This window comes from Maritimimonas rapanae (assembly GCF_057837205.1).
On record NZ_JBYQFI010000001.1, the window covers coordinates 795,315 to 815,100 of the forward strand.

At 31.8% G+C, this 19,786-nt stretch carries 18 protein-coding genes; 7 read left to right on the top strand and 11 right to left on the bottom strand.

What is annotated here, in order from left to right:
• Positions 1–25 precede the first annotated feature (25 nt).
• Together AC3IF2_RS03790 and AC3IF2_RS03795 are read right to left on the bottom strand one after the other, a co-directional pair.
• On the bottom strand, positions 26–634 hold the full coding sequence (locus AC3IF2_RS03790) for an SGNH/GDSL hydrolase family protein (protein WP_489165708.1): 609 nt from the start codon (positions 632–634) through the stop codon (positions 26–28).
• 63 nt (positions 635–697) lie between these two features.
• On the bottom strand, positions 698–1,975 hold the full coding sequence (locus tag AC3IF2_RS03795; RefSeq protein ID WP_489165709.1) for a metal-dependent hydrolase family protein: 1,278 nt from the start codon (positions 1,973–1,975) through the stop codon (positions 698–700).
• 80 nt (positions 1,976–2,055) lie between these two features.
• On the opposite strand from AC3IF2_RS03795, the gene AC3IF2_RS03800 reads away from it, so the two are divergent.
• Genes AC3IF2_RS03800 through rluF form a run of 5 tightly spaced genes read left to right on the top strand, consistent with a single transcriptional unit; the run spans position 2,056 to position 6,600 of the window.
• On the top strand, positions 2,056–2,733 hold the full coding sequence (locus tag AC3IF2_RS03800; RefSeq protein WP_489165710.1) for an SDR family NAD(P)-dependent oxidoreductase: 678 nt from the start codon (positions 2,056–2,058) through the stop codon (positions 2,731–2,733).
• A gap of 4 nt (positions 2,734–2,737) precedes the next feature.
• A complete protein-coding gene (locus tag AC3IF2_RS03805) occupies positions 2,738–3,331 on the top strand; it encodes a SprT-like domain-containing protein (protein ID WP_489165711.1) in 594 nt (197 codons plus the stop codon).
• Entirely contained in the window at positions 3,331–4,410 is a 1,080-nt protein-coding gene (locus AC3IF2_RS03810; protein ID WP_489165712.1) for a mannose-1-phosphate guanylyltransferase, read from the top strand. Before AC3IF2_RS03805 ends, AC3IF2_RS03810 begins: the two co-directional genes overlap by 1 nt.
• Before the next feature lie 24 nt (positions 4,411–4,434).
• Entirely contained in the window at positions 4,435–5,865 is a 1,431-nt protein-coding gene (locus AC3IF2_RS03815; RefSeq protein ID WP_489165713.1) for a TIGR00341 family protein, read from the top strand.
• Positions 5,866–5,868: 3 nt separating this feature from the next.
• Positions 5,869–6,600, top strand: a complete 732-nt coding sequence (gene rluF / locus AC3IF2_RS03820; protein ID WP_489165714.1) for a 23S rRNA pseudouridine(2604) synthase RluF — start codon at positions 5,869–5,871, stop codon at positions 6,598–6,600.
• Between the two features lies 1 nt (position 6,601).
• On the opposite strand, the gene AC3IF2_RS03825 is transcribed toward rluF, so the two are convergent.
• Together AC3IF2_RS03825 and AC3IF2_RS03830 are read right to left on the bottom strand one after the other, a co-directional pair.
• Positions 6,602–7,372 (bottom strand): ABC transporter ATP-binding protein, encoded by a 771-nt coding sequence (locus AC3IF2_RS03825; protein WP_489165715.1) that lies wholly within the window; start codon positions 7,370–7,372, stop codon positions 6,602–6,604.
• Complete coding sequence (locus AC3IF2_RS03830) at positions 7,369–8,112, bottom strand: MlaE family ABC transporter permease (RefSeq protein WP_489165716.1); 744 nt, start codon at positions 8,110–8,112, stop codon at positions 7,369–7,371. The genes AC3IF2_RS03825 and AC3IF2_RS03830 overlap by 4 nt, the downstream gene beginning before the upstream one ends.
• Positions 8,113–8,231: 119 nt before the next feature.
• Here AC3IF2_RS03830 and pafA point away from each other — a divergent pair, with 119 nt between their 5' ends.
• Positions 8,232–9,881, top strand: coding sequence for an alkaline phosphatase PafA (gene pafA, locus AC3IF2_RS03835; protein WP_489165717.1), 1,650 nt, complete (start codon positions 8,232–8,234; stop codon positions 9,879–9,881).
• 210 nt (positions 9,882–10,091) lie between these two features.
• On the opposite strand, the gene AC3IF2_RS03840 is transcribed toward pafA, so the two are convergent.
• From AC3IF2_RS03840 to porU, 7 genes are all read right to left on the bottom strand, one after another.
• The gene (locus tag AC3IF2_RS03840) at positions 10,092–10,724 is read right to left on the bottom strand and encodes a hypothetical protein (protein WP_489165718.1); all 633 of its coding nucleotides are present in this window, start codon (positions 10,722–10,724) and stop codon (positions 10,092–10,094) included.
• Between the two features lie 3 nt (positions 10,725–10,727).
• Positions 10,728–10,946, bottom strand: a complete 219-nt coding sequence (locus AC3IF2_RS03845; RefSeq protein WP_489165719.1) for a hypothetical protein — start codon at positions 10,944–10,946, stop codon at positions 10,728–10,730.
• Positions 10,947–11,030: 84 nt separating this feature from the next.
• Entirely contained in the window at positions 11,031–12,092 is a 1,062-nt protein-coding gene (locus tag AC3IF2_RS03850) for a 3-oxoacyl-ACP synthase III family protein (protein ID WP_489165720.1), read from the bottom strand.
• Positions 12,093–12,218: 126 nt separating this feature from the next.
• A complete protein-coding gene (locus AC3IF2_RS03855) occupies positions 12,219–12,593 on the bottom strand; it encodes a group III truncated hemoglobin (protein WP_489165721.1) in 375 nt (124 codons plus the stop codon).
• 11 nt (positions 12,594–12,604) lie between these two features.
• The gene (gene cdd / locus AC3IF2_RS03860; RefSeq protein WP_489165722.1) at positions 12,605–13,087 is read right to left on the bottom strand and encodes a cytidine deaminase; all 483 of its coding nucleotides are present in this window, start codon (positions 13,085–13,087) and stop codon (positions 12,605–12,607) included.
• A gap of 93 nt (positions 13,088–13,180) precedes the next feature.
• Positions 13,181–14,329 (bottom strand): type IX secretion system outer membrane channel protein PorV, encoded by a 1,149-nt coding sequence (porV, locus tag AC3IF2_RS03865; protein ID WP_489165723.1) that lies wholly within the window; start codon positions 14,327–14,329, stop codon positions 13,181–13,183.
• A gap of 31 nt (positions 14,330–14,360) precedes the next feature.
• On the bottom strand, positions 14,361–17,849 hold the full coding sequence (gene porU / locus AC3IF2_RS03870) for a type IX secretion system sortase PorU (protein ID WP_489165724.1): 3,489 nt from the start codon (positions 17,847–17,849) through the stop codon (positions 14,361–14,363).
• 138 nt (positions 17,850–17,987) lie between these two features.
• Between porU and gldJ the strand changes: the two genes are divergently transcribed.
• Positions 17,988–19,733: a gliding motility lipoprotein GldJ gene (gene gldJ / locus AC3IF2_RS03875; protein ID WP_489165725.1), complete on the top strand. Its 1,746-nt coding sequence runs from the start codon at positions 17,988–17,990 to the stop codon at positions 19,731–19,733.
• The last annotated feature ends 53 nt before the right edge of the window (positions 19,734–19,786 follow it).

Below are 19,786 nucleotides of genomic sequence, written 5' to 3' on the forward strand. Positions count from 1 at the left end.
AGATAAGGATTTGTAGGTAGATTTTTTAATTGAGCAATAGGGTTTTTACAATGATTTTTGCTGCTTCTTTACTTCCTTTTAATGATGGGTGAAATCCGTCTAATCCGTAATATGAAAAATCGTTCGTCTTATCAAAATGCTCTTTCCACATTTTACCAACAGGGCAGAGAAGTGTTTTATTTTTATTAGCTGCGTCTGTATGATTTTTAATGACGCCGTTAAATGTATGATAATATTGTGTTGACGGCCAAACCATAAAATAGACTAATTGTGCATTATTTTCTTTACAGACTTTACTAAGTTTTTGTCCGTATTCTACAAGGCTTCTTCTACCATAAGCTTGTGAAGATGGCCCTTGTTGGATTACTACATAGTCATACTTACTGTTTTCTATTAGCTTTTGTACCTTACCATCATTCCAATGATCTTCTAAACCATAGTTAGGATAGGCTATCATTTTTGCTTTAACTACTCTGTCATTTCTTTTAGCTTCTTCTTTGACTAATTTGGGTAGATCATTGGTGTAGGTAAGGCTATTACCAATAAAGAGAATATTTGTTTTAGAATCTGATTGCGAAAACCCTATCTGAACAATAATAATTAAGAAACCAAGAATGATCTTTTTATAGCACATTTTAATCTTTTGCTTATCGTATTTATATCAACTCAGTTATAATGATATATTAGCTTTAGAATTTTATTTTTTATACACCTTTCCATTTTTCATTACAAACACCACATTTTCCATGGTGTTTATGTTTTTTGTAGGATCGTCATTTACAGCAATAATATCTGCAAACTTTCCTTTTTCTATAGAACCTAGTTGATCAGTCATTTCTAATACCTTAGCGTTCGTAACTGTAGCAGATTGTATGGTTTCCATGGCAGGCATACCAGCTTCTACCATGTAACCAAATTCTTTACCATTTTTGCCATGATCGAAAACACCAGCATCTGTACCAAAAGCAATACCAACACCTTTTTTATAAGCTTTACCAAAAGTATCTTGAATTTTTGGACCAATTTCCAACGCCTTTGGAACTATAACATCTGGAAAAAACCCTTTAATTTTTGCTTTCTCAACAACAGATTTACCAGCAGTAATCGTCGGTACATAATAAGCATCATGTTTTTTCATTAGTTCCATGGTTTCATCACTCATTAATGTACCATGTTCTATGGTTTTTACTCCGCCTATAATAGCACGCTGCATACCTTCATCGCCATGAGCATGTGCTGCTACATGCATTCCGTAATCTTTAGCTGTTTGTGTAATAGCTTTAATCTCTTCAGTAGTAAATTGCGGATTTTGACCATTTTTAGCTACACTTAGTACTCCACCTGTAGCAGTAATCTTGATCATATCTGCACCATTTTTATAACGTTGTCGAACAGCTTTCTTAGCATCATCTATACTATTTACCACACCTTCTTTCGGGCCTGGGTCACCCACCAAAGCTCTATTTCTACCATTAGTTGGGTCGGCATGGCCACCTGTTGTTCCTAAAGCTTTTTCTGCAGTAATAATTCTTGGCCCATCTACTTTACCAGCATTTATGGCATTTCGTAAAGAAACATTTACACCACTTCCGCCAAGGTCGCGCACAGTAGTAAAACCAGCCATTAGAGTTATTTTAGCATATTTTTGAGCATCGTAAGCAACGTCAGCTTCATTTAAAACGAAAGGCTCTAAATATTTTTTTGGATTCAACTGTCCTTCAATGTGTACATGCATATCGATCAATCCGGGCATTACTGTTTTATCCTTTAAATCTATAATTTTTACTTTAGTATTTTTTGGTATAATATACCCACCAATTACGTTGGTAATTTTGTTGCCAGAAACAACGACTGTCATTTCTTTTTTAATTTTTCCAGCATTGGTATCTATTAATTTTCCGCAATAGAGGTATTTTTCCTGAGCATTAATCGTTAAGCAAAAAGTAAGGCATAAAAGAAAAAGTAAGTGTTTCATGGTATTCGAATTATTTTGTTAGAAGACATAAAAGTATCAAAAAAAAGTGGTAGATTTCTCTCATTATCCTAATTAATATAATGAGTAAAAAAAATATAGTTATTACAGGTGCAAGTAGAGGTATTGGCTTAGAGTTAGTAAAACAATTAACTTCTGCTGGTCATAATGTACTAGCGCTTTCGCGGAATATAGATTCGCTCGAAAATTTAACATCAAAAAATTTTAGTATTGATATTAGCAAAGAAAAAGATTTAAAAAATGTAAAAGATTTTATATCAGAAAATTGGAAACAGGTTGATTATATTATTCACAATGCTGGTAAATTAATTAATAAACCATTTTCTGAAACTACTACCAATGATTTTTTAGAAGTTTATAAAGTGAATGTCTTTGCCGTTGCTGAATTAACTCGTTTATTAATTCCTTTCCTTAAAAAAGGGAGTCACGTAGTAACTATAAGTAGTATGGGTGGTATACAAGGAAGTATGAAGTTCCCAGGATTGGCAGCCTATTCATCTTCTAAAGGAGCGGTAATTACGTTGACTGAATTATTAGCAGAAGAATATAAAGAACAAGGTATTGCCTTTAATGCATTAGCTTTAGGTGCCGTAAAAACAGAAATGTTAGAAGAAGCTTTTCCAGGGTTTAAAGCACCAAACTCTGCTGCTGAAATGGCTAGTTATATTACCAATTTTACCTTAACAGGATCTCAATTTTATAACGGTAAAGTATTACAGGTGTCTTCTAGCACGCCTTGATTGAATGAAAGAGACATTACAAAAATATATACCAAAAGCTGCTGTAGATCAGGTTATTGAATTACTAATTCAATATCCATGCACTTTAAAAATTGTAAAAAATAGAAGAACTAAGCATGGCGATTTTAGACGCTTACCAAATGGTAAACAAGTAATTACCATTAACAACGATATGAATCAATATCGATTCCTATTCACATTAATTCACGAGCTAGCACATTTAGTCACTTACAAAAAACACAAGCAAGTGAAACCGCATGGAGTGGAGTGGAAGCATTATTTTCAGCATCTTATGTTACCATTTTTACATCCTGAGATTTACCCGGAGACCTTACTTCCGCTTTTAGCAACATATTTAAAAAAACCTAAGGCTAGTACAGATACCGATGTTAAATTATCATTAGCATTAAAACAATACGATGAGCGCAACGGAAAGAGTTTTATATTTGAATTACCCTTAGAACAAAAATTTATATATAATAAACGTATTTTTGTGAAAGGCGAAAAACGCCGAACGCGTTTTGGATGTATCGAAGTAAAAAGCGGTAAAACGTATTTGTTTCATCATAATGCAGAAGTAGAATTAAAAGAGAGTTAATGAACGAGAATTATTACGCAGTAATTATGGCCGGTGGAGTAGGCTCACGCTTTTGGCCAGTGAGTACGCAGAATTTCCCTAAACAATTCCATGATATGCTTGGTACGGGAGATTCTTTGATTCAAAAAACATTTGAACGCTTAGGTAAATTAATACCTAATGAGAATATTTTAATATCAACAAACAAACGTTATAAAGACTTAGTCTTTGAACAACTAAAAGGAAAAGTAACTGACCAACAATTGGTGTTAGAGCCAGCAATGCGAAATACATCGCCATGTATATTATACTCTGCATTAAAGATTTATAAAGAGAATCCGAATGGCGTTATGATCGTAGCGCCATCTGATCATTGGATCGATAATGAAGATGAATTTATTAGAAATATAGAAGCTTCATTTAAGGCATGCTCAGAGCAAGATATTTTAATGACTTTAGGAATTCAACCATCATACCCAAATACTGGATATGGATATATTCATTTCGAAAATGATAATACAGAAATAAAAAGGGTAAAGCAATTCACAGAAAAACCAGATTTAGAAACTGCAACACAATTTTATGAAAGTGGTGAATATCTTTGGAATGCTGGTATTTTTATCTGGAGCGTAAAAAGTATTTTAAAAGCTTTTGAGCAGCACTTACCAGAAATGTACCAATTATTTTGTGAAGGAAATAATGTATACAATACTGAATTTGAAGATGACTTCATCAGATCAAATTATGAAAAAGCTGAAAATATCTCTATCGATTATGGCGTAATGCAAAGTGCGAATAATATTTATGTACTACCAGTAGATTTTGGATGGAATGATCTAGGTACTTGGAGTTCTTTATTTGAGAAGTTACCAAAAGATGATGCAAATAATGCTACTGTAAATGGTAAATCTATTTTTAAAGATGCCAAGGGTAACATGGTAAGCACTCAATCTAAAAAGCATGTGGTTGTACAAGGTTTAGATGATTTTATAATTGTAGAAAAAGACAATGTATTATTAATTTGTCCTAAAAAAGAAGAGCAAAATATCAAACAGATAGTTGCCAATGTTAAAGATACATTTGGTGATGATTTTGTGTAGTACATAAAAGTAAAACTCCCTGTAATGGAAGATGAAGATAAAAAAATAGAAGTCGAATTTGATGTAAAAAAAGAGGAAATCAAGAAAGAATTTACTGGCTTTTTTGGTAGTGTAAAGCGATTTTTAAAAGATTTACTTGAGATAAGATACGATACCAACAAAGAAGGAACTATCCAGCAAATTAAGGATGGTATTTCTATGAAAGGTCATACTGCTTGGATTTTGGTATTCTCAATTACAATTGCTTCTATCGGTTTAAATGCGAATTCAGCTGCGGTAGTTATTGGCGCCATGTTAATTTCACCACTAATGGGGCCAATCTTAGGCGCTGGTTTATCTATTGGCATTAACGATTTAGATACTCTAAAACGCTCTATGACAAACCTAGGAGTGATGATAGGTTTGAGTTTATTGACATCTTTTTTATTTTTTAGTATTCCTTTATTTCAAGATGCTACTCCAGAAATTTTAGCAAGAACTCGCCCAGATGTACGAGATGTTTTTATTGCATTAGCGGGTGGTTTGGCATTAATTGTAGCTGTAAGTAGACCTTCTACTCAAACGAATACTATAGCTGGTGTCGCAATTGCTACAGCTTTAATGCCACCATTATGTACGGCTGGTTATGGTTTAGCTACTGGCAATTTGAATTTCTTTTTTGGAGCTATGTTCTTATTTACAATCAACACAATATTTATTGCTCTAGCCACTTTTGTGATCGTGAAATATCTAAGATTTCCGATGGTAAAATATATCAATTCAGCTAGACGTAAGACTATAGCTAGATTTGCTTCGGTGGTGGCATTTGTAATTTTTGCCGGTAGTATCTATTCGTTTTATAATTTATTTAAAGAAAATCAATTTAAACAAATTGCTAGTAGCTTTATTACAGAACTAAAGGATGGAGGCGTTGCTATTTTAGGTGAAGATGATGAGAATATTGATTATTTAAATAAAACTATAACATTGCCAATTTTGGGTAGCATGAGACCACAATCTGAAATAGATGGATGGAAAGTAAAGATGCAAGAAATGGGACTGGAAGAGGTTAGATTAGATGTGCAGCAAGGTGATGATTCAGAGATTCGTCAGCAGGTACAAAATTTACAAGACCTGTATTCTCAAAATCAAAAGATCATTACTTCAAGAGATGAATCGATAAAAGAAAAAGATGAAAAAATACGTAAGCTTGAACAGCAATTATCACGAATAAGCGAAAATAGTATTCCCCTGTATCAGGTTGGCGAAGAAGCTAAAGTTTTATTTTCAGCTTTAGAAGAATTATCGTATTCAGATAGAATTAGAACGAACTTCAAATCTGTTGATACAGTAAGAGCTTTTCAGTTTAACTGGTACGACTCAATTCCTAGAAAGACTATTACAGAACAAGAACCTCGTTTAAGATCTTGGTTAAAAACTAGATTGCAATTAGATACATTAAGAGTTGCTAATTAATTTATGGATGAACCTCAATTAAAGCGCATTAATAAGTATTTAACCGAAATCGGTTACTGCTCAAGACGTGCTGCAGATAAATTAATTGATGAGGGTAGAGTTACTATAAATGGTAAAGTGCCAGAATTGGGCACTAAAATAGCAATTACAGACGAGGTTAGGGTTGATGGTAAAGTAGTTGGTGAAACTAAAGAGAAATTAGTCTACTTGGCTTTTAATAAACCCGTTGGTATTGTTTGTACTACTGATACTAGAGTAGAAAAAGATAATATTATTGATTTTATTAATTATCCAACTAGAATATTTCCTATAGGTCGATTAGATAAACCTAGCGAAGGACTTATTTTTCTTACTAATGATGGAGATATTGTTAACAAGATATTGCGTGCTAGAAACAATCATGAAAAGGAATACATAGTTACTGTTGATAAACCTGTCACTAGTTATTTTGTACGTAAAATGAGTAATGGTGTGCCTATTTTAGACACTATTACACGTAAATGTCATGTAGAGCAGATAAGTAAGTACAAGTTCAAGATTATCTTAACACAAGGATTAAATCGACAAATTCGTAGAATGAGCGAATATTTAGGATATAAAGTCACTAAACTAAAACGCATTCGAATTATGAATATTTCACTAGATGTACCTGTAGGGAAGTGGCGTTATTTTACTGAAAATGAGTTAAAAGAACTAAATCGATTGGTTTCAGATTCTTCTAAGGTAAACACTTAGGTTATAAATGATCTTCTTTTAATTGAGCCTCGCGAACTTTTTTAAATAGGTTAGATGAATAGACAAAATCTGTAACAGCTTCATTATCGGTTCTAAAAACAAGATCACTATAGCCATCCCATTCTTTAACACCATTTTTTAAGAAGATAATTTTTTCACCAATTTCCATTACAGAATTCATATCATGAGAATTGATAATAGTGGTGATATTATATTCTTTAGTAATTTCTTGAATTAAATTATCGATTACTATAGCTGTTTTAGGATCAAGTCCTGAGTTAGGTTCATCGCAAAATAAATATTTAGGATTCATAACAATAGCTCTTGCAATGGCTACACGTTTTTGCATTCCACCCGAAAGTTCAGCAGGATATTTTTTATTAGAATCTTCTAAGTTTACACGTTTCAATACTACATTAACTCTATCTAACATTTCACTCAGTGGTTGCTTGGTAAACATTTTTAAAGGAAACATAATATTTTCTTCAACAGTAGAAGAATCAAATAAAGCACCTCCTTGAAAAACCATACCAATATCTTTTCTCAGATTCCTTTTATCATCATCATTCATTTCTGTATAACTTACTCCATCATATAGAATATCGCCCTTTTCAGGAGTAAACAAACCTAACATACACTTTAAAAGAACAGTTTTACCAGAACCACTTTGTCCAATTACCAAACTGGTCTTACCATTTTCGAATGTGGCATTAATACCTTTAAGCACTGGTACACCATCAAACTCTTTATAGATATCTTTTACTTCGATCATTTACCTAGTATCATTTGAGTTAAAAAGTAATTTAAAACAATAATTACAATACTTGTCCATACTACGGCTCTAGTACTAGCTTTACCAACTTCTATAGCACCACCATTAACAAAAAAACCATGATAGGCGGGCACAGTTGCAATTACAAAAGCAAACACAGCTGTTTTTATAATTGAATAAGTAAAGTGGAAAGGTATAAAACCAAATCGTATCCCTTCAATATACTCATTTGAGCTCACGAGTCCAGTGATTATACCAGCTGTCCATCCTCCAAAAATCCCTAAAAAAATACTAATAATAATAATGAAAGGGTAAAAGAAAACTGTAGCAATAATTTTTGGTAGCACTAAATGATTTAATGAATTAATACCCATTACTTCTAGCGCATCGATCTGTTCTGTAACTCGCATGGTACCAATGCTCGATGTTATGTATGAGCCTACTTTTCCGGCAAGTATGATAGAAATAAGTGTTGGAGAAAATTCTAATATTAATGACTCTCTAGAAGCAAAACCAATTAGATATTTGGGGGTTAAAGGATTTTCTAAGTTTAAGGCAGTTTGTATTACTACTACGCCACCAACAAAAAATGAAATAAAAGCAACTATACCAATTGAGCTAATGCCTAGATCTTCTATTTCTTTAAAAATGGCATCTTTAAAAACGGATCCTTTTTGAGGTCTTTTAAAGACATCTCCAAGCATTTTAAAATACTTGCCAATATGTTCAATATAATTCACGTAGCTATGACAGAATTTTAGATATTAAATTATAGTTAACAGTTGATTACACTACTCCAAAAATATGATTTTAAATATAAAATAGAGTACTTTTGAAGAATATTAAAATCAAAATTCTTATGAACCGATTCCTAACATTTTTGCTGGCTTTCATATTTATTGTACCAGTAACAGCTCAGCAAAAGAATTCATTAGAAAATGAAAAACCCAAGTTAGTGGTAGGTATAGTTGTTGACCAGATGAGATATGATTACCTAACTAGATTTTACGATAAATATGGTGAAGGAGGCTTTAAGCGGTTATTAAATGATGGTTTTAATTTAGAAAATGCACATTACAATTATATACCTACTTATACTGCAGTTGGACATGCTTCAATTTATACTGGTACTACGCCTCAAAATCATGGAATAATTGGTAATTGGTGGTACGATAAGTATCTTAAAAAGTCTATTTATTGTGTAGATGATAACAATTATAAAACAATTGGTGGACTTAGTGATAAGGGTCAAAAATCTCCTTATAGAATGAATGTTACTACAGTAACTGATGAGCTACGTCTTAATCAAAATATGCGAGGTAAAGTAATAGGTATTGCTATTAAAGATAGATCTGCTGTTTTGCCTGCCAGTCATACAGCTAATGCAGCATATTGGTTTGATGGAGGAAATGAAGGAAAATGGATTTCTAGCTCATTTTATATGAAAGATTTACCTAAATGGGTCGAAGAATTCAACGCTTTAGATAAAACAAGTGAATATCTCTCTAAACCATGGAATACACTTTATGATATATCATCTTATACAGAAAGTATTAAAGATGATAATCCATATGAAGGGTTATTTAATGGAGAAATAGCACCGGTATTTCCACATGATCTACCAAAACTTAAAGAAAAAAATGAAGGCAAAGGTTTAATTAAAGAGACCCCATTTGGAAATACTTTTACTGTTGATTTTACTAAAGCCGCTATTCTAGGTGAAGATTTAGGTAAGGATGATTTTACAGACTTTTTAACTGTTAGCTTTTCTAGTACAGATTATGTTGGTCATAAATATGGAGTAGAAGCGATTGAGACACAAGACACTTATCTACGATTAGATAAAGATATAGCAGATTTATTAAATTTTTTAGATAAGAATGTTGGTAAAGACAATTATACATTGTTTTTAACAGCAGATCATGCAGCAGTTCAGGTTCCTGCCTATTTAGAGAGTTTGAAAATACCAGCTGGATATTTTAATAATAGTGAATTTAAAAAATTCTTGAATGGCGTAACGAAAGAACATTTCAATTCTGAAGAATTGATCGAAAATGTTTCTAATCATCAAATATTCTTAAACAAGAAAAAATTAAAGGAATTAAATCTTAATTTAAATAATGTAACCAATAGTTTGTTAGAAGAAATTATAAATTTTGATGGAGTTTATAAAGTTATTTCTGCTAAGACTATGAATAATACTTACTTTAATTCTGGAATATTACAACTGCTTCAAAATGGTTATAACCAAAAGGTTTCAGGTGATATTTTGATAATACCTAATCCTTCATATATTATTAGAGGGAGAACAGGTACAACTCATGGTTCTGGATATAATTATGATACTCATGTGCCAATGATTTTCTATGGTAAAGGGATTAAAAAAGGTGGAAGTTCTAAAAGATATGTACCAATTATAGATATAGCACCTACTTTATCTAATTTATTGAATATAAGCTTCCCAAATGGAACTACGGGTAAAATTATTCCTGAAGTCTTTGATCGATAAATTTATTAGATTTCCTTTTATGAATAATTTTTCTTTTTCTTTTTTCTGAATTTATTATTTGTAATACAAGTAGAAAAGCAAATAATAAAAGTGCCAAGATTATCTTGTTCGCCATCATCTTTTAGAGTATTTAATCAGTATTAAAACGGCCTTATTTTAAATTTAGTATATAAAAAAACCTCCAATATTTATTGGAGGTTTTTTCTGTTGTTATTTAGTCTCTTTTACTTTGACTTTCTCTAGTTTTTCTTTTTGCTTTTTAACTTTTTCTTTAGAGGCTTTTATTTTTTCTTCTATATCATTCAGCTTGTCTTCTACCTTTTTTATCTTTTCTTCATTCTTTGCATGTTCTTCTTCACTGATATTTTTCGCTTCTTTTGCCTTATCATTTCTGTCACGAGCTTTTTTTATACGGTCTCTGTGATCATTAATAGAACGTTCGTTACGAGCTATTCGCTCTCCATCTTCTTTTACTTTATTTCTAGCATCTTCAGCTCTAGCCAGTCCAAATTCTTTACCAGATAGGTCTCCTTTATTTTTACCATAGGCATTGCCTTTCGATTTATTCTCCTTTATTTTTTCTTTTTTAGCACTATTAGACTGGTCATCATCTTTCTCAGCTTCTTTTTGCTCTTTTCGCTCTTGTCTTTCTTCTTCTCTAATTTCTTTTTTTAGCTCTCTAGCTTCTTTTTTAACTTCTTTTATTTCTTGCCTTTTTTCTTTTATTTGCTCTTTTTTCTCTTTTACCTTTTTCTCTTTTTTCGTTTCTTGAGCATTACTAGTCTGCAATCCAATAAAAGTAACTAGTACTAATAAGGATAATATTGTTCTTATTGTTTTCATAATTTATTCTTTTATTAAACTATCTAATTCTTTTAAATTTTCTTCAACTTGTTTTAAGTCTGCTTCAACTTCTTTAGTAGCAGCTTCAACTTCTTGAGCTAATTGCTCAACTTCTTCAACTGCTTTTACAAGTTCTTCATTTTCTTTTTCAGCTTTTTTGTTTCCACAGCTAGCTAAAAATATAAATACTGTAGCTAGCACTAAGATTTTTGGTAATTTCATAAGTAATATTTTATCTGTTTGACCCCAAAACGTTAAAAAGGTCACCTAAGTATGTTGATTTGTAGAATCTTATTAACTTTTTACCTAGTACTTATAAACAATTGCGTTAATATTCATGCCAGCACCAACAGAAGCTAAGATGATTACATCTCCTTTTTTAACCTGATGACTTTCTAATTGATTTTTTAAGACCAAATCTAATAGCGTAGGTACAGTAGCTACCGAACTATTACCTAATTTATGAATACTCATAGGCATCACTCCCTCTGGTGTAGGTGTTTTGTATAATCTAAAGAAACGCTTAATAATAGCTTCATCCATCTTTTCATTTGCTTGATGCATGAATACTTTTTTAACATCATTAATCGATACGCCACTTTTATCTAAGGCAACTTTCATGGCTTGCGGTACATTATTTAAAGCATACTCATATATTTTACGGCCATGCATTTTAATATATCGTACTCTTGGATCAGTATCTGGTATGTTCGACTTCCCCATAAAGAGATAGTTAGCTTCTTCGTATGTATGAGATTGCGTAGCATGACTCATAATACCCGATTTACCATTTTCACTGAATTCTAGTATACATGCACCAGCTCCGTCAGAATAAATCATAGAATCTCTATCATGCATATCTAAAACTCTAGATAATGTTTCCGAGCCTACAACCAAGCATTTTTTTGCTAAACCAGCTTGTATAAATGTATGTGCTTGAATTACACCTTCTACCCATCCTGGGCAACCAAAGATAACATCATAAGCAACACAATTCGAATTTTTGATCTTTAATAAATGTTTTACTCTTGAGGCCAAACTTGGCATTATATCCGTTTGAACTGTTCCTTTTTTTATATCACCAAAATTTTGTGCTACTATTATATAATCTAACTCTTCAGGATCAATACTAGCGTCATCTATAGCTCTTTGGGCAGCAATTGCAGCTATATCGCTCGATTGTTTTTCTTCGGTAACATAACGTCGCTCTTCTATACCCGTAATTGCTTTAAATTTTTCTATAATAACATCATTCTTAGCTTCGAAAGGTTCATTCTTATCACTATAAAAACGTTCATCATTAAAATCTGCATTTGTTTTTACCACAGATGGTATGTAACTGCCAGTTCCTGTAATTACCGAATTCATTCTGGTTAGTTTTTGTTGGAATTACGAAACTAAGTCATTTTAGATAAAACGAATAAATATTCGTTAAATACTTTTAAAATTTGCGAATACTTTTATCAATTTAATAATTTTGATATGATAAAAATATTAATCTTGTAATTTTATCTGCATGATTGTAGCAATAGATAGAGCCCTTGTCTTTGCTAAATCGGACTTTTCGCCAATAAAACTAGCCTCAATAGTTGAGTTGAAATGTTTTAACCAAACACTAAAATGTTCTTTTTTAAATGGAATGGTTCTATGTAGATCATAATGAGGTTTCATAGCATTTTTACCATATTTTATAGTTCCGAACAGAATATCTTCCCAAAAATCTATGATTGTTTCTAGGTGTTTTTCTAGTTCTGCACCTTTACCTATATGATCGAAAAAATAGCTAATAGCATCATCATTTAAAAGCTTTTCATAAAATTGATGAATAAGTAAACCAATATCTTCTCTATTGGTTATATCATTGCTCATAAATGGATAAATTAAAGGAAAGATTTATCAAAACCAATAGGGAGTAGGTTCTTAAGTGATTCAGTTTTGATCACTTTACCAGTTTCACCCATAAAGATAATACAAATTGGTGTGACTTGTTTCAACTCATATTCTGCAATAGTTTGTCTACAGGCACCACAAGGAGCAACGGGTTGATCTACTTTTTTATTAGTTGAACTGGCAGAAATGGCAATTTTTAAAACATGTGATTCAGGGTAATTTGCACCAGCATTATAAATGGCTACGCGTTCTGCACATAATCCAGATGGGTAAGCAGCATTCTCTTGATTATTGCCCAAAATTATTTTCTGATTGTCTAATAATAATGCAGCACCTACACTAAAATTTGAATAGGGAGCATAAGCCTTTTCTCTTGTTAAAATGGCTTGTTGCATTAAATGTTGTTCTTCAGAAGATAATTCTGAAAGATCATCATAAACGATGAACTCTGTTTTCAATTCAATTTTCTTCATTTATTCGAATAAGAATTTTAAATATAGAGAAAAAAATAATCATTCCAGCGTTTGCCAAAATGATTATTTGATATATTTTTTATTTAATTCTAGTTAAAAATCTTCATAAACATCACCAAAATTAAATGTTAGAGAAAAACGTAATGTATTCTCTAATGGATTGTTTACATCTGATGAGTTTAATAAATAAGATAGGTTTAGGTCTATAGCATTAAATCTAAAACCTGCGCCTAGGGTAAAATACTTTCGCTGCCCTTTTTGCTCACTTTCATTAAAATAACCTGCTCTAAAAGCAAATGTATCATTATACAGGTACTCAGCACCTAAAGCCCATGTAAACTCCTTTATTTCTTCACTAAAACCATCTGGAGCGTCACCAAATGATTGAAATATACCTCCTAAAAAGCCTACATCTTCTTGTCTATATCCTATAAGCTCTCCAGCTCCGTTTGTTACTGGGATACTTGGTGTTGGTACTAATAATTTGTTAAACTCTAAATTGGCAGAAATGGTATTAAAATCGTCTAAAATAAAATCAAAACCACCACCTAATTTTAAATTTGTTGGTATAAAATTATCTTGTCCTCCATCAGTTAAAGTTACTTTAGGCCCTATATTAGAGATGTTAAAACCACCTCTCCATTTACCATTAAAATTACCAAAATTCTTTTCTTCTGATTGATAATAACCAGATACATCAACGGCAAAAGCGTTTACTGTATTAATATTTGAATTTTCAACATTCAGGGCATAATCTGATCTTATGTAGCGAACTGCAACAGCCATAGCATACTCTTCACTTAATTTTAATCCATAAGAAAGATCAAATGAAAGTTCGTTCGGATTTTCTGAACCAATACCCACACCGCTCGAATTTGTAAGATCGATAGTTCCTAAGGAAAAGTATTTTAAACTTGCCGCCCAAGCACTACCTTCATTAATTCTATTTGCAAAAGATAAATTGCTTACAAAAACATCATTAGTTAAATTTCTTAGCCAAGGAGTATAATTAACCCCAATTGCAAATTGTGATTCTAAAAATGTAAATTTTGCGGGATTATGATGTTGTGAGTTAGCATCTGGTCTCGATGCTACACCTATATCACCCATACCCCCAGCTCGTGCATCTGGCACAATCAATAAGAATGGAGCCGCAGTAGTTATTGGATTGTCAATATCTTGAGAATATCCCTTTGAAAAGGATATTGATAGGATTACTAAAAATAAAATTGCTTTTTTCATCAAAACGAGAGTCAGTTATTTGTTAAAGGGGTTACTGTAATATTACTAGTTTTTCAAATTTTTTAGCCTTGGCATTCGATAATGTAGATCTAACATTTAGCTTATAAACGTATACACCTTTACCAATTTTATTACCAAAATCATCTAAACCATCCCAAGAAATTGATCGTGCTAAATTCCCTTCTGTTTGTACCGTCTGATTTATAGTTTTAACTAATTTACCAGAAACAGTGAAAATTTGTACTTGAACTTCTAAAGGTTCATTAGGTTTATTATGATTAAACCAAAACTCTGTGTAATTGATCATTGGATTTGGATAATTTAACACATGGTCTAGTACCAAATCTCTATCATCTACTACAACAAAATTTAACGTAGCTTCTGACGGATTATTGTATGTATCCCAACATTTAAATGAAATAGTGTGTGGGCCAGGTTCTAAATTTCTAAATGGAAACTTTACTTTACCTTTCGTAAAATCATCTAATTCAGTTTGATAGAAGTCATTTAGAATAAAAGGATTTGCTTGATCACCATCTAATACGGCAATAATGTCATGATCAACAGCAGTAATGGAAGTATTTATACCAGATTCATCTTCAAGAGTAGCAATTAAAAATGGCGATTCATTTGTATTTCCTCCATCTACAAATGATTCGTCATTCATAAATAATTTTATAGTAGGTCCTACTTTATCTTCAGGAGCATTTTCATTAATACCTCCAATTACAATATCCCTATTAAATCCTGACTTATCGATTAACTTATTATCGGCATACATACTCAATTTGGCTTTACCAAATGCTATTCTAATATCTCTTGGTACAATAAAATCAAATTTAAAAGTACCATTAGTAACAGATGCTTGTCCTCTAAAAATTTTACTTTCTATGGCGTCAAAGGTTAACTTTTGACCAAAATTATCATTATCTAATGTGGCTCTATCGACTGATTTATCAAAAATAGTAGCAGATAGCGTACCGTTAAAGTTGTTTATTAGATTATCTGAATTATCAGTAATAATCCCTTCTAGAGTAACACGTGATAATGCTTTTAATGTATCTAAAGATTGAGATACATCTACATTATTCATTTTGGTAATCTTGATATTGGGCTTTGGTTGCGCTAATTTCATTGCTGGATCTCCTAAAAAATAAACAAATAATCGCTGACTTGTACGAGGTGATAGTGGATCATTTTTCATTTCCATCATTGCCTGAGCAATTGTGTAGTCTTCGTTATTAAATCCAAAAAGTTTTTTTACCAATATCTCATTATACCGCTGACCAACTGAAATGAATATTTCTCTTGTAGTTGTAATCATGCTTGTTGCACCACCTTTTGGGTTTAAAAAAACGAATTCACCAGCAGTAGGGCGCAAAGGGTTGTCAAATCGAGAAAATTCACAGGTTACAGTGATCATCAAAGGTAAGGTGTTTGGGTTTCGCCAATTATTAATTTGACCAACTTGTAAAATTCGCTCATTAGCCCAGCCACCTTCACCTCCATGTCCAAAATAATCTAAGACCAAAGTTCCAGATTCTATAGCGTTATCAATTGCTTCTTCAACGTCTGGGTATCGTTCACCACCAGAAGAAGTTTGTTGTACAAAAGCATCAGAATAGATTTTAGTAATATTTAATTCAGGTTTATTTAGAGCAATATCGTCAGCAATGCGTTCTACTGTCTGTTGTAATACAAATTCGCCAGCTGTATCTGGGTCATCAGCTACAACAGTTACTCTATTACGCCAATCTCCAAAAGAAGTTATAGCGTAATAAGACAATGTTTTATCTATAGTTAGCTTGGCTTCTGTTAGGGTTGTTACTGGAAATCTACCAGTAACAACATCTTGTTGATCATTGGTTGTTAAAGTACCTTCATTATCATCCATCATTCCATAATAATCATCTGTAACATAAGATCTGGCCAAATCAAAACTCTCAAAAGATTGAAATGCTGGTATGATATTATTGTTACTATTAATTCTATCCTTAAAATCATAAGAAGAATCACCAAATAAACAGACATATTTTATTCTGTCTTCAACACTAGTAGCATTTACATATAGATGTCTTATAAAATCTCTAATTGCAGTTAAATCTGGCGATCCAGAACTAAATTCATTGTAAATTTGGTTTATATCAACAACTAAAACATTAAGATTAGAGTTAGTTCTATGATGCTCTGCAAGCCTTTCTGCTTCATTAGATAAATAATCTTGCGTAATGATTATATAATCTACGTCTTGTAAAATATGTAGGTTTTGATTTGCAATTAAGCTAGTTGATAGTGTTTCTGGTGTGAAATAATCATTTTCGTTTAATACAATAAACTCTTGTAATCGCCCTCCGTTCGTTTTAAATGTAAAGTCATTTCCAGTTGATTGATTTGTGATAATCGAAGGACTAATATAATCCGTTACATTCCATATTTCAGATATATTGTTGCTATTTTGTAAGTTATATTCTATAGTTGAAGTAAAAGGTTCATTTGATGATTGAAAATTCCTGAAAGAGAATTGTTTATCTGTAGCTATTAAATTTTTGTAACCTAATATTTCGACATAATCTAAATGTGCTCTCGCAGAAGGATTTCCATTATTATTATATGTTATTTCTACTGCTATTTGCTCATCAGAAACATTAATGTTTTGAATTGCTTCACGAGGAATGGCTAGTGTAAGATTATTAATAGATGACGGTATAGCAGGAAAATTAATAGTAGTTAAATTTTGACCATTTACTTTAATATCCATAGAAGAAGTAGTAAAGGATTCTATAACTCCTCTAACGCGTACATAAATATCTTGACTAGTATCTATATTACTAAAAGTAAAATTTACTGTAGTTGTATTTTCAAAACTAAGGTCTTGTCCGAACCATTGTTGTCCATTCGAAAATAGATTTACTTCATCTTCTTCGTACACTAAATAATCATTAAAAGTGTTTACTTGTAATGTAGTTGGAGCTGTAACTTCAGGAGCAGCTTGTATTCGCTTTCCGAAACCATTATCGGTAGTTATAAAATAATAAGATTTATCTGAATAAATATTGTTTTGGTGTCTTGTTTGTTCAAATTGAGTAGTATTTGGTAACCAGGCATGGGGGCCTTTAGCATAGAATAATATAAAATCATTGGAATCAAAACTATTATCATCTTCACCAATTATCTGGATAGCATTTTCTTGCAATCCATCATATCTAAAGTCACTGTTCAACATTGGTAATAATTGCCCTCCATTACCAAAAAGTCTTATATTCTTTGGATTGATTTCATTGACATTGATTCCTAAATTTTCTAAAAAAGCTCTATCTATTTTATAAACTCCAGTAGTATCTACTGCAAATTTGTACCAAGTACCATTAGATAAAACAGAATTTTTAACAGTAGAAGTTGAGGTTAGCTTTTGAGTAGTAGGCGTTTGCGATGATGATGAATAGCTAAATAAAATAGCTATAAAAAGAATTAGAAATTTATGTGAATTATTCATCATCATATTCAAAACGAAAGTTAACATTGGTTATTTTAATATTTTGCAACATTACACATAATAAAGAAATAAAACAATCGTTATACATGCATCGAGTGCACTTTGTGTGCTCTCAAATTAAAATAACAGGACTACAAAACCCCTAAATTAAATATTAAAGTAAATATGAAAAGGTTTATAGGAAAAAAAGTTTTATTAGCTGTTCTTATCGCAGGATTTTTAGCTAGCTGCGGCAAGAAAGGTAGAACATCTTCTGAATTGACAGGTTGGAACTTTAATGATCCAACTTATGGAGGATTTACGGCAAATACTAACTATCAAGGTCAAAAGACACCTCCGGGTATGGTATTGATTGAAGGTGGTACTTTTACAATGGGTAGAGTACAAGATGATGTAATGTTCGATTGGAATACTACACCTACAAAGCAACAAATCAGATCTTTTTATATGGATCAGGCTGAGGTGACCAACTTAGAATATTTATTTTATTTACAATATTTAGAAAAAGTATTTCCTCCTCAAGACGATAATTATAGAAAAATTTATCAAGCTGCATTACCAGACACTTTGGTTTGGAGAGATGCATTAGGTTTTAATGAATTATTGACAGAAAGTTACTTACGTCACCCTTCGTATGCAGATTATCCTGTTGTTGGTGTTTCTTGGAATCAAGCTACTGAATATTGTAAATGGAGAACTGATAGAGTTAATGAAAAGATTTTATACGATAAAGGAGTGTTAAATAGGCTGTTTGATCAAGATTCATTAGTTGTAGAAGGTAAAAATCGTTTTGATACAAGTGCTTATTTGGCAAACCCATATTTATTATTTGATGGAGATTCTTCTATCTATAATAAAGGATTACCAGATTATACTCAAAAACGTAAAAAGAGTAATAAAGGCCCTAAAAGGGATGCAGAAGGAAATAAAATTTCTAAAAGAGATAGAAAGTCAGGGAGATCTAAAGGGCAGTTTACTGGTCGTCATGTAAAAACTTCTGACGGTATTTTAGCACAACGTTTTAGACTACCAACTGAAGCTGAGTGGGAATATGCAGCAAAAGCTTTAATAGAGAATAGAGAATATAATTCGATTAGAGGCCGTAAAAAATATTCTTGGAATGGTCGTTATACACGTGATCAATCTAAAAGAAGGGCTGGTGATCAATTGGCAAACTTTAAACAAGGTAAAGGTGATTATAGTGGTCTTGCAGGTTGGAGTAATGATGGTGCAGATATTACCATTAAAGTAAAATCTTACGACCCAAATGCATTTGGATTATATGATATGTCAGGTAATGTTGCCGAATGGGTAGCAGATGTTTACAGACCTATTGTAGATAATGATGCTAATGATTTCAACTATTTTAGAGGTAATGTATTTAAAAAACCACTAATTGATGCTGAAGGTAAAGTTGTTGTTGTAGACTATAACAGTATAGAATTTGACACCTTAGATAATGGTAAGATTGTACCAAAAGATCTACCAGGTAGCGTTAAATATGTGCCTATTACTAAGCGTGATGCATTTATGAGACCTAATTATGAAAAGGCTGATAATATATCAATTGGTGATGGTGACGTTGCTTCTACAAAAGACTATTTTAAAGAGGAAGATGAAATGGAAATTAAACCAAGAATGTATAATTCTCCAAAAAACCCTCGTCAAATAGGTGAAAGTGGATTAATCATCCAACAATATGACACTCAAAAACGTACGACATTAATTAGTGATCAGTCTAGAGTATATAAAGGTGGATCATGGAGAGATAGAGAATATTGGTTAGATCCTTCTCAACGTAGATATTTACCAGAATATATGGCAACTAACTTTATCGGTTTCCGTTGTGCTACAGATAAGCTAGGAGCAATGACTCAAAAGAGAAGACGTAAAACTCCATTAAAGAGATAATTACAACCAAAGATCATATTTACAGAAAACTCAACACAATTTTGTGTTGAGTT

What these genes read in the sequence shown, in the direction of transcription:
- AC3IF2_RS03790 (WP_489165708.1), bottom strand. Translation starts at nt 634, where the DNA reads ATGTGCTATAAAAAGATCATTCTTGGTTTCTTAATTATTATTGTTCAG.
- AC3IF2_RS03795 (WP_489165709.1), bottom strand. Translation starts at nt 1,975, where the DNA reads ATGAAACACTTACTTTTTCTTTTATGCCTTACTTTTTGCTTAACGATT.
- AC3IF2_RS03800 (WP_489165710.1), top strand. Translation starts at nt 2,056, where the DNA reads ATGAGTAAAAAAAATATAGTTATTACAGGTGCAAGTAGAGGTATTGGC.
- AC3IF2_RS03805 (WP_489165711.1), top strand. Translation starts at nt 2,738, where the DNA reads ATGAAAGAGACATTACAAAAATATATACCAAAAGCTGCTGTAGATCAG.
- AC3IF2_RS03810 (WP_489165712.1), top strand. Translation starts at nt 3,331, where the DNA reads ATGAACGAGAATTATTACGCAGTAATTATGGCCGGTGGAGTAGGCTCA.
- AC3IF2_RS03815 (WP_489165713.1), top strand. Translation starts at nt 4,435, where the DNA reads ATGGAAGATGAAGATAAAAAAATAGAAGTCGAATTTGATGTAAAAAAA.
- rluF (WP_489165714.1), top strand. Translation starts at nt 5,869, where the DNA reads ATGGATGAACCTCAATTAAAGCGCATTAATAAGTATTTAACCGAAATC.
- AC3IF2_RS03825 (WP_489165715.1), bottom strand. Translation starts at nt 7,372, where the DNA reads ATGATCGAAGTAAAAGATATCTATAAAGAGTTTGATGGTGTACCAGTG.
- pafA (WP_489165717.1), top strand. Translation starts at nt 8,232, where the DNA reads ATGAACCGATTCCTAACATTTTTGCTGGCTTTCATATTTATTGTACCA.
- AC3IF2_RS03840 (WP_489165718.1), bottom strand. Translation starts at nt 10,724, where the DNA reads ATGAAAACAATAAGAACAATATTATCCTTATTAGTACTAGTTACTTTT.
- AC3IF2_RS03845 (WP_489165719.1), bottom strand. Translation starts at nt 10,946, where the DNA reads ATGAAATTACCAAAAATCTTAGTGCTAGCTACAGTATTTATATTTTTA.
- AC3IF2_RS03850 (WP_489165720.1), bottom strand. Translation starts at nt 12,092, where the DNA reads ATGAATTCGGTAATTACAGGAACTGGCAGTTACATACCATCTGTGGTA.
- AC3IF2_RS03855 (WP_489165721.1), bottom strand. Translation starts at nt 12,593, where the DNA reads ATGAGCAATGATATAACCAATAGAGAAGATATTGGTTTACTTATTCAT.
- cdd (WP_489165722.1), bottom strand. Translation starts at nt 13,087, where the DNA reads ATGAAGAAAATTGAATTGAAAACAGAGTTCATCGTTTATGATGATCTT.
- porV (WP_489165723.1), bottom strand. Translation starts at nt 14,329, where the DNA reads ATGAAAAAAGCAATTTTATTTTTAGTAATCCTATCAATATCCTTTTCA.
- porU (WP_489165724.1), bottom strand. Translation starts at nt 17,849, where the DNA reads ATGTTAACTTTCGTTTTGAATATGATGATGAATAATTCACATAAATTT.
- gldJ (WP_489165725.1), top strand. Translation starts at nt 17,988, where the DNA reads ATGAAAAGGTTTATAGGAAAAAAAGTTTTATTAGCTGTTCTTATCGCA.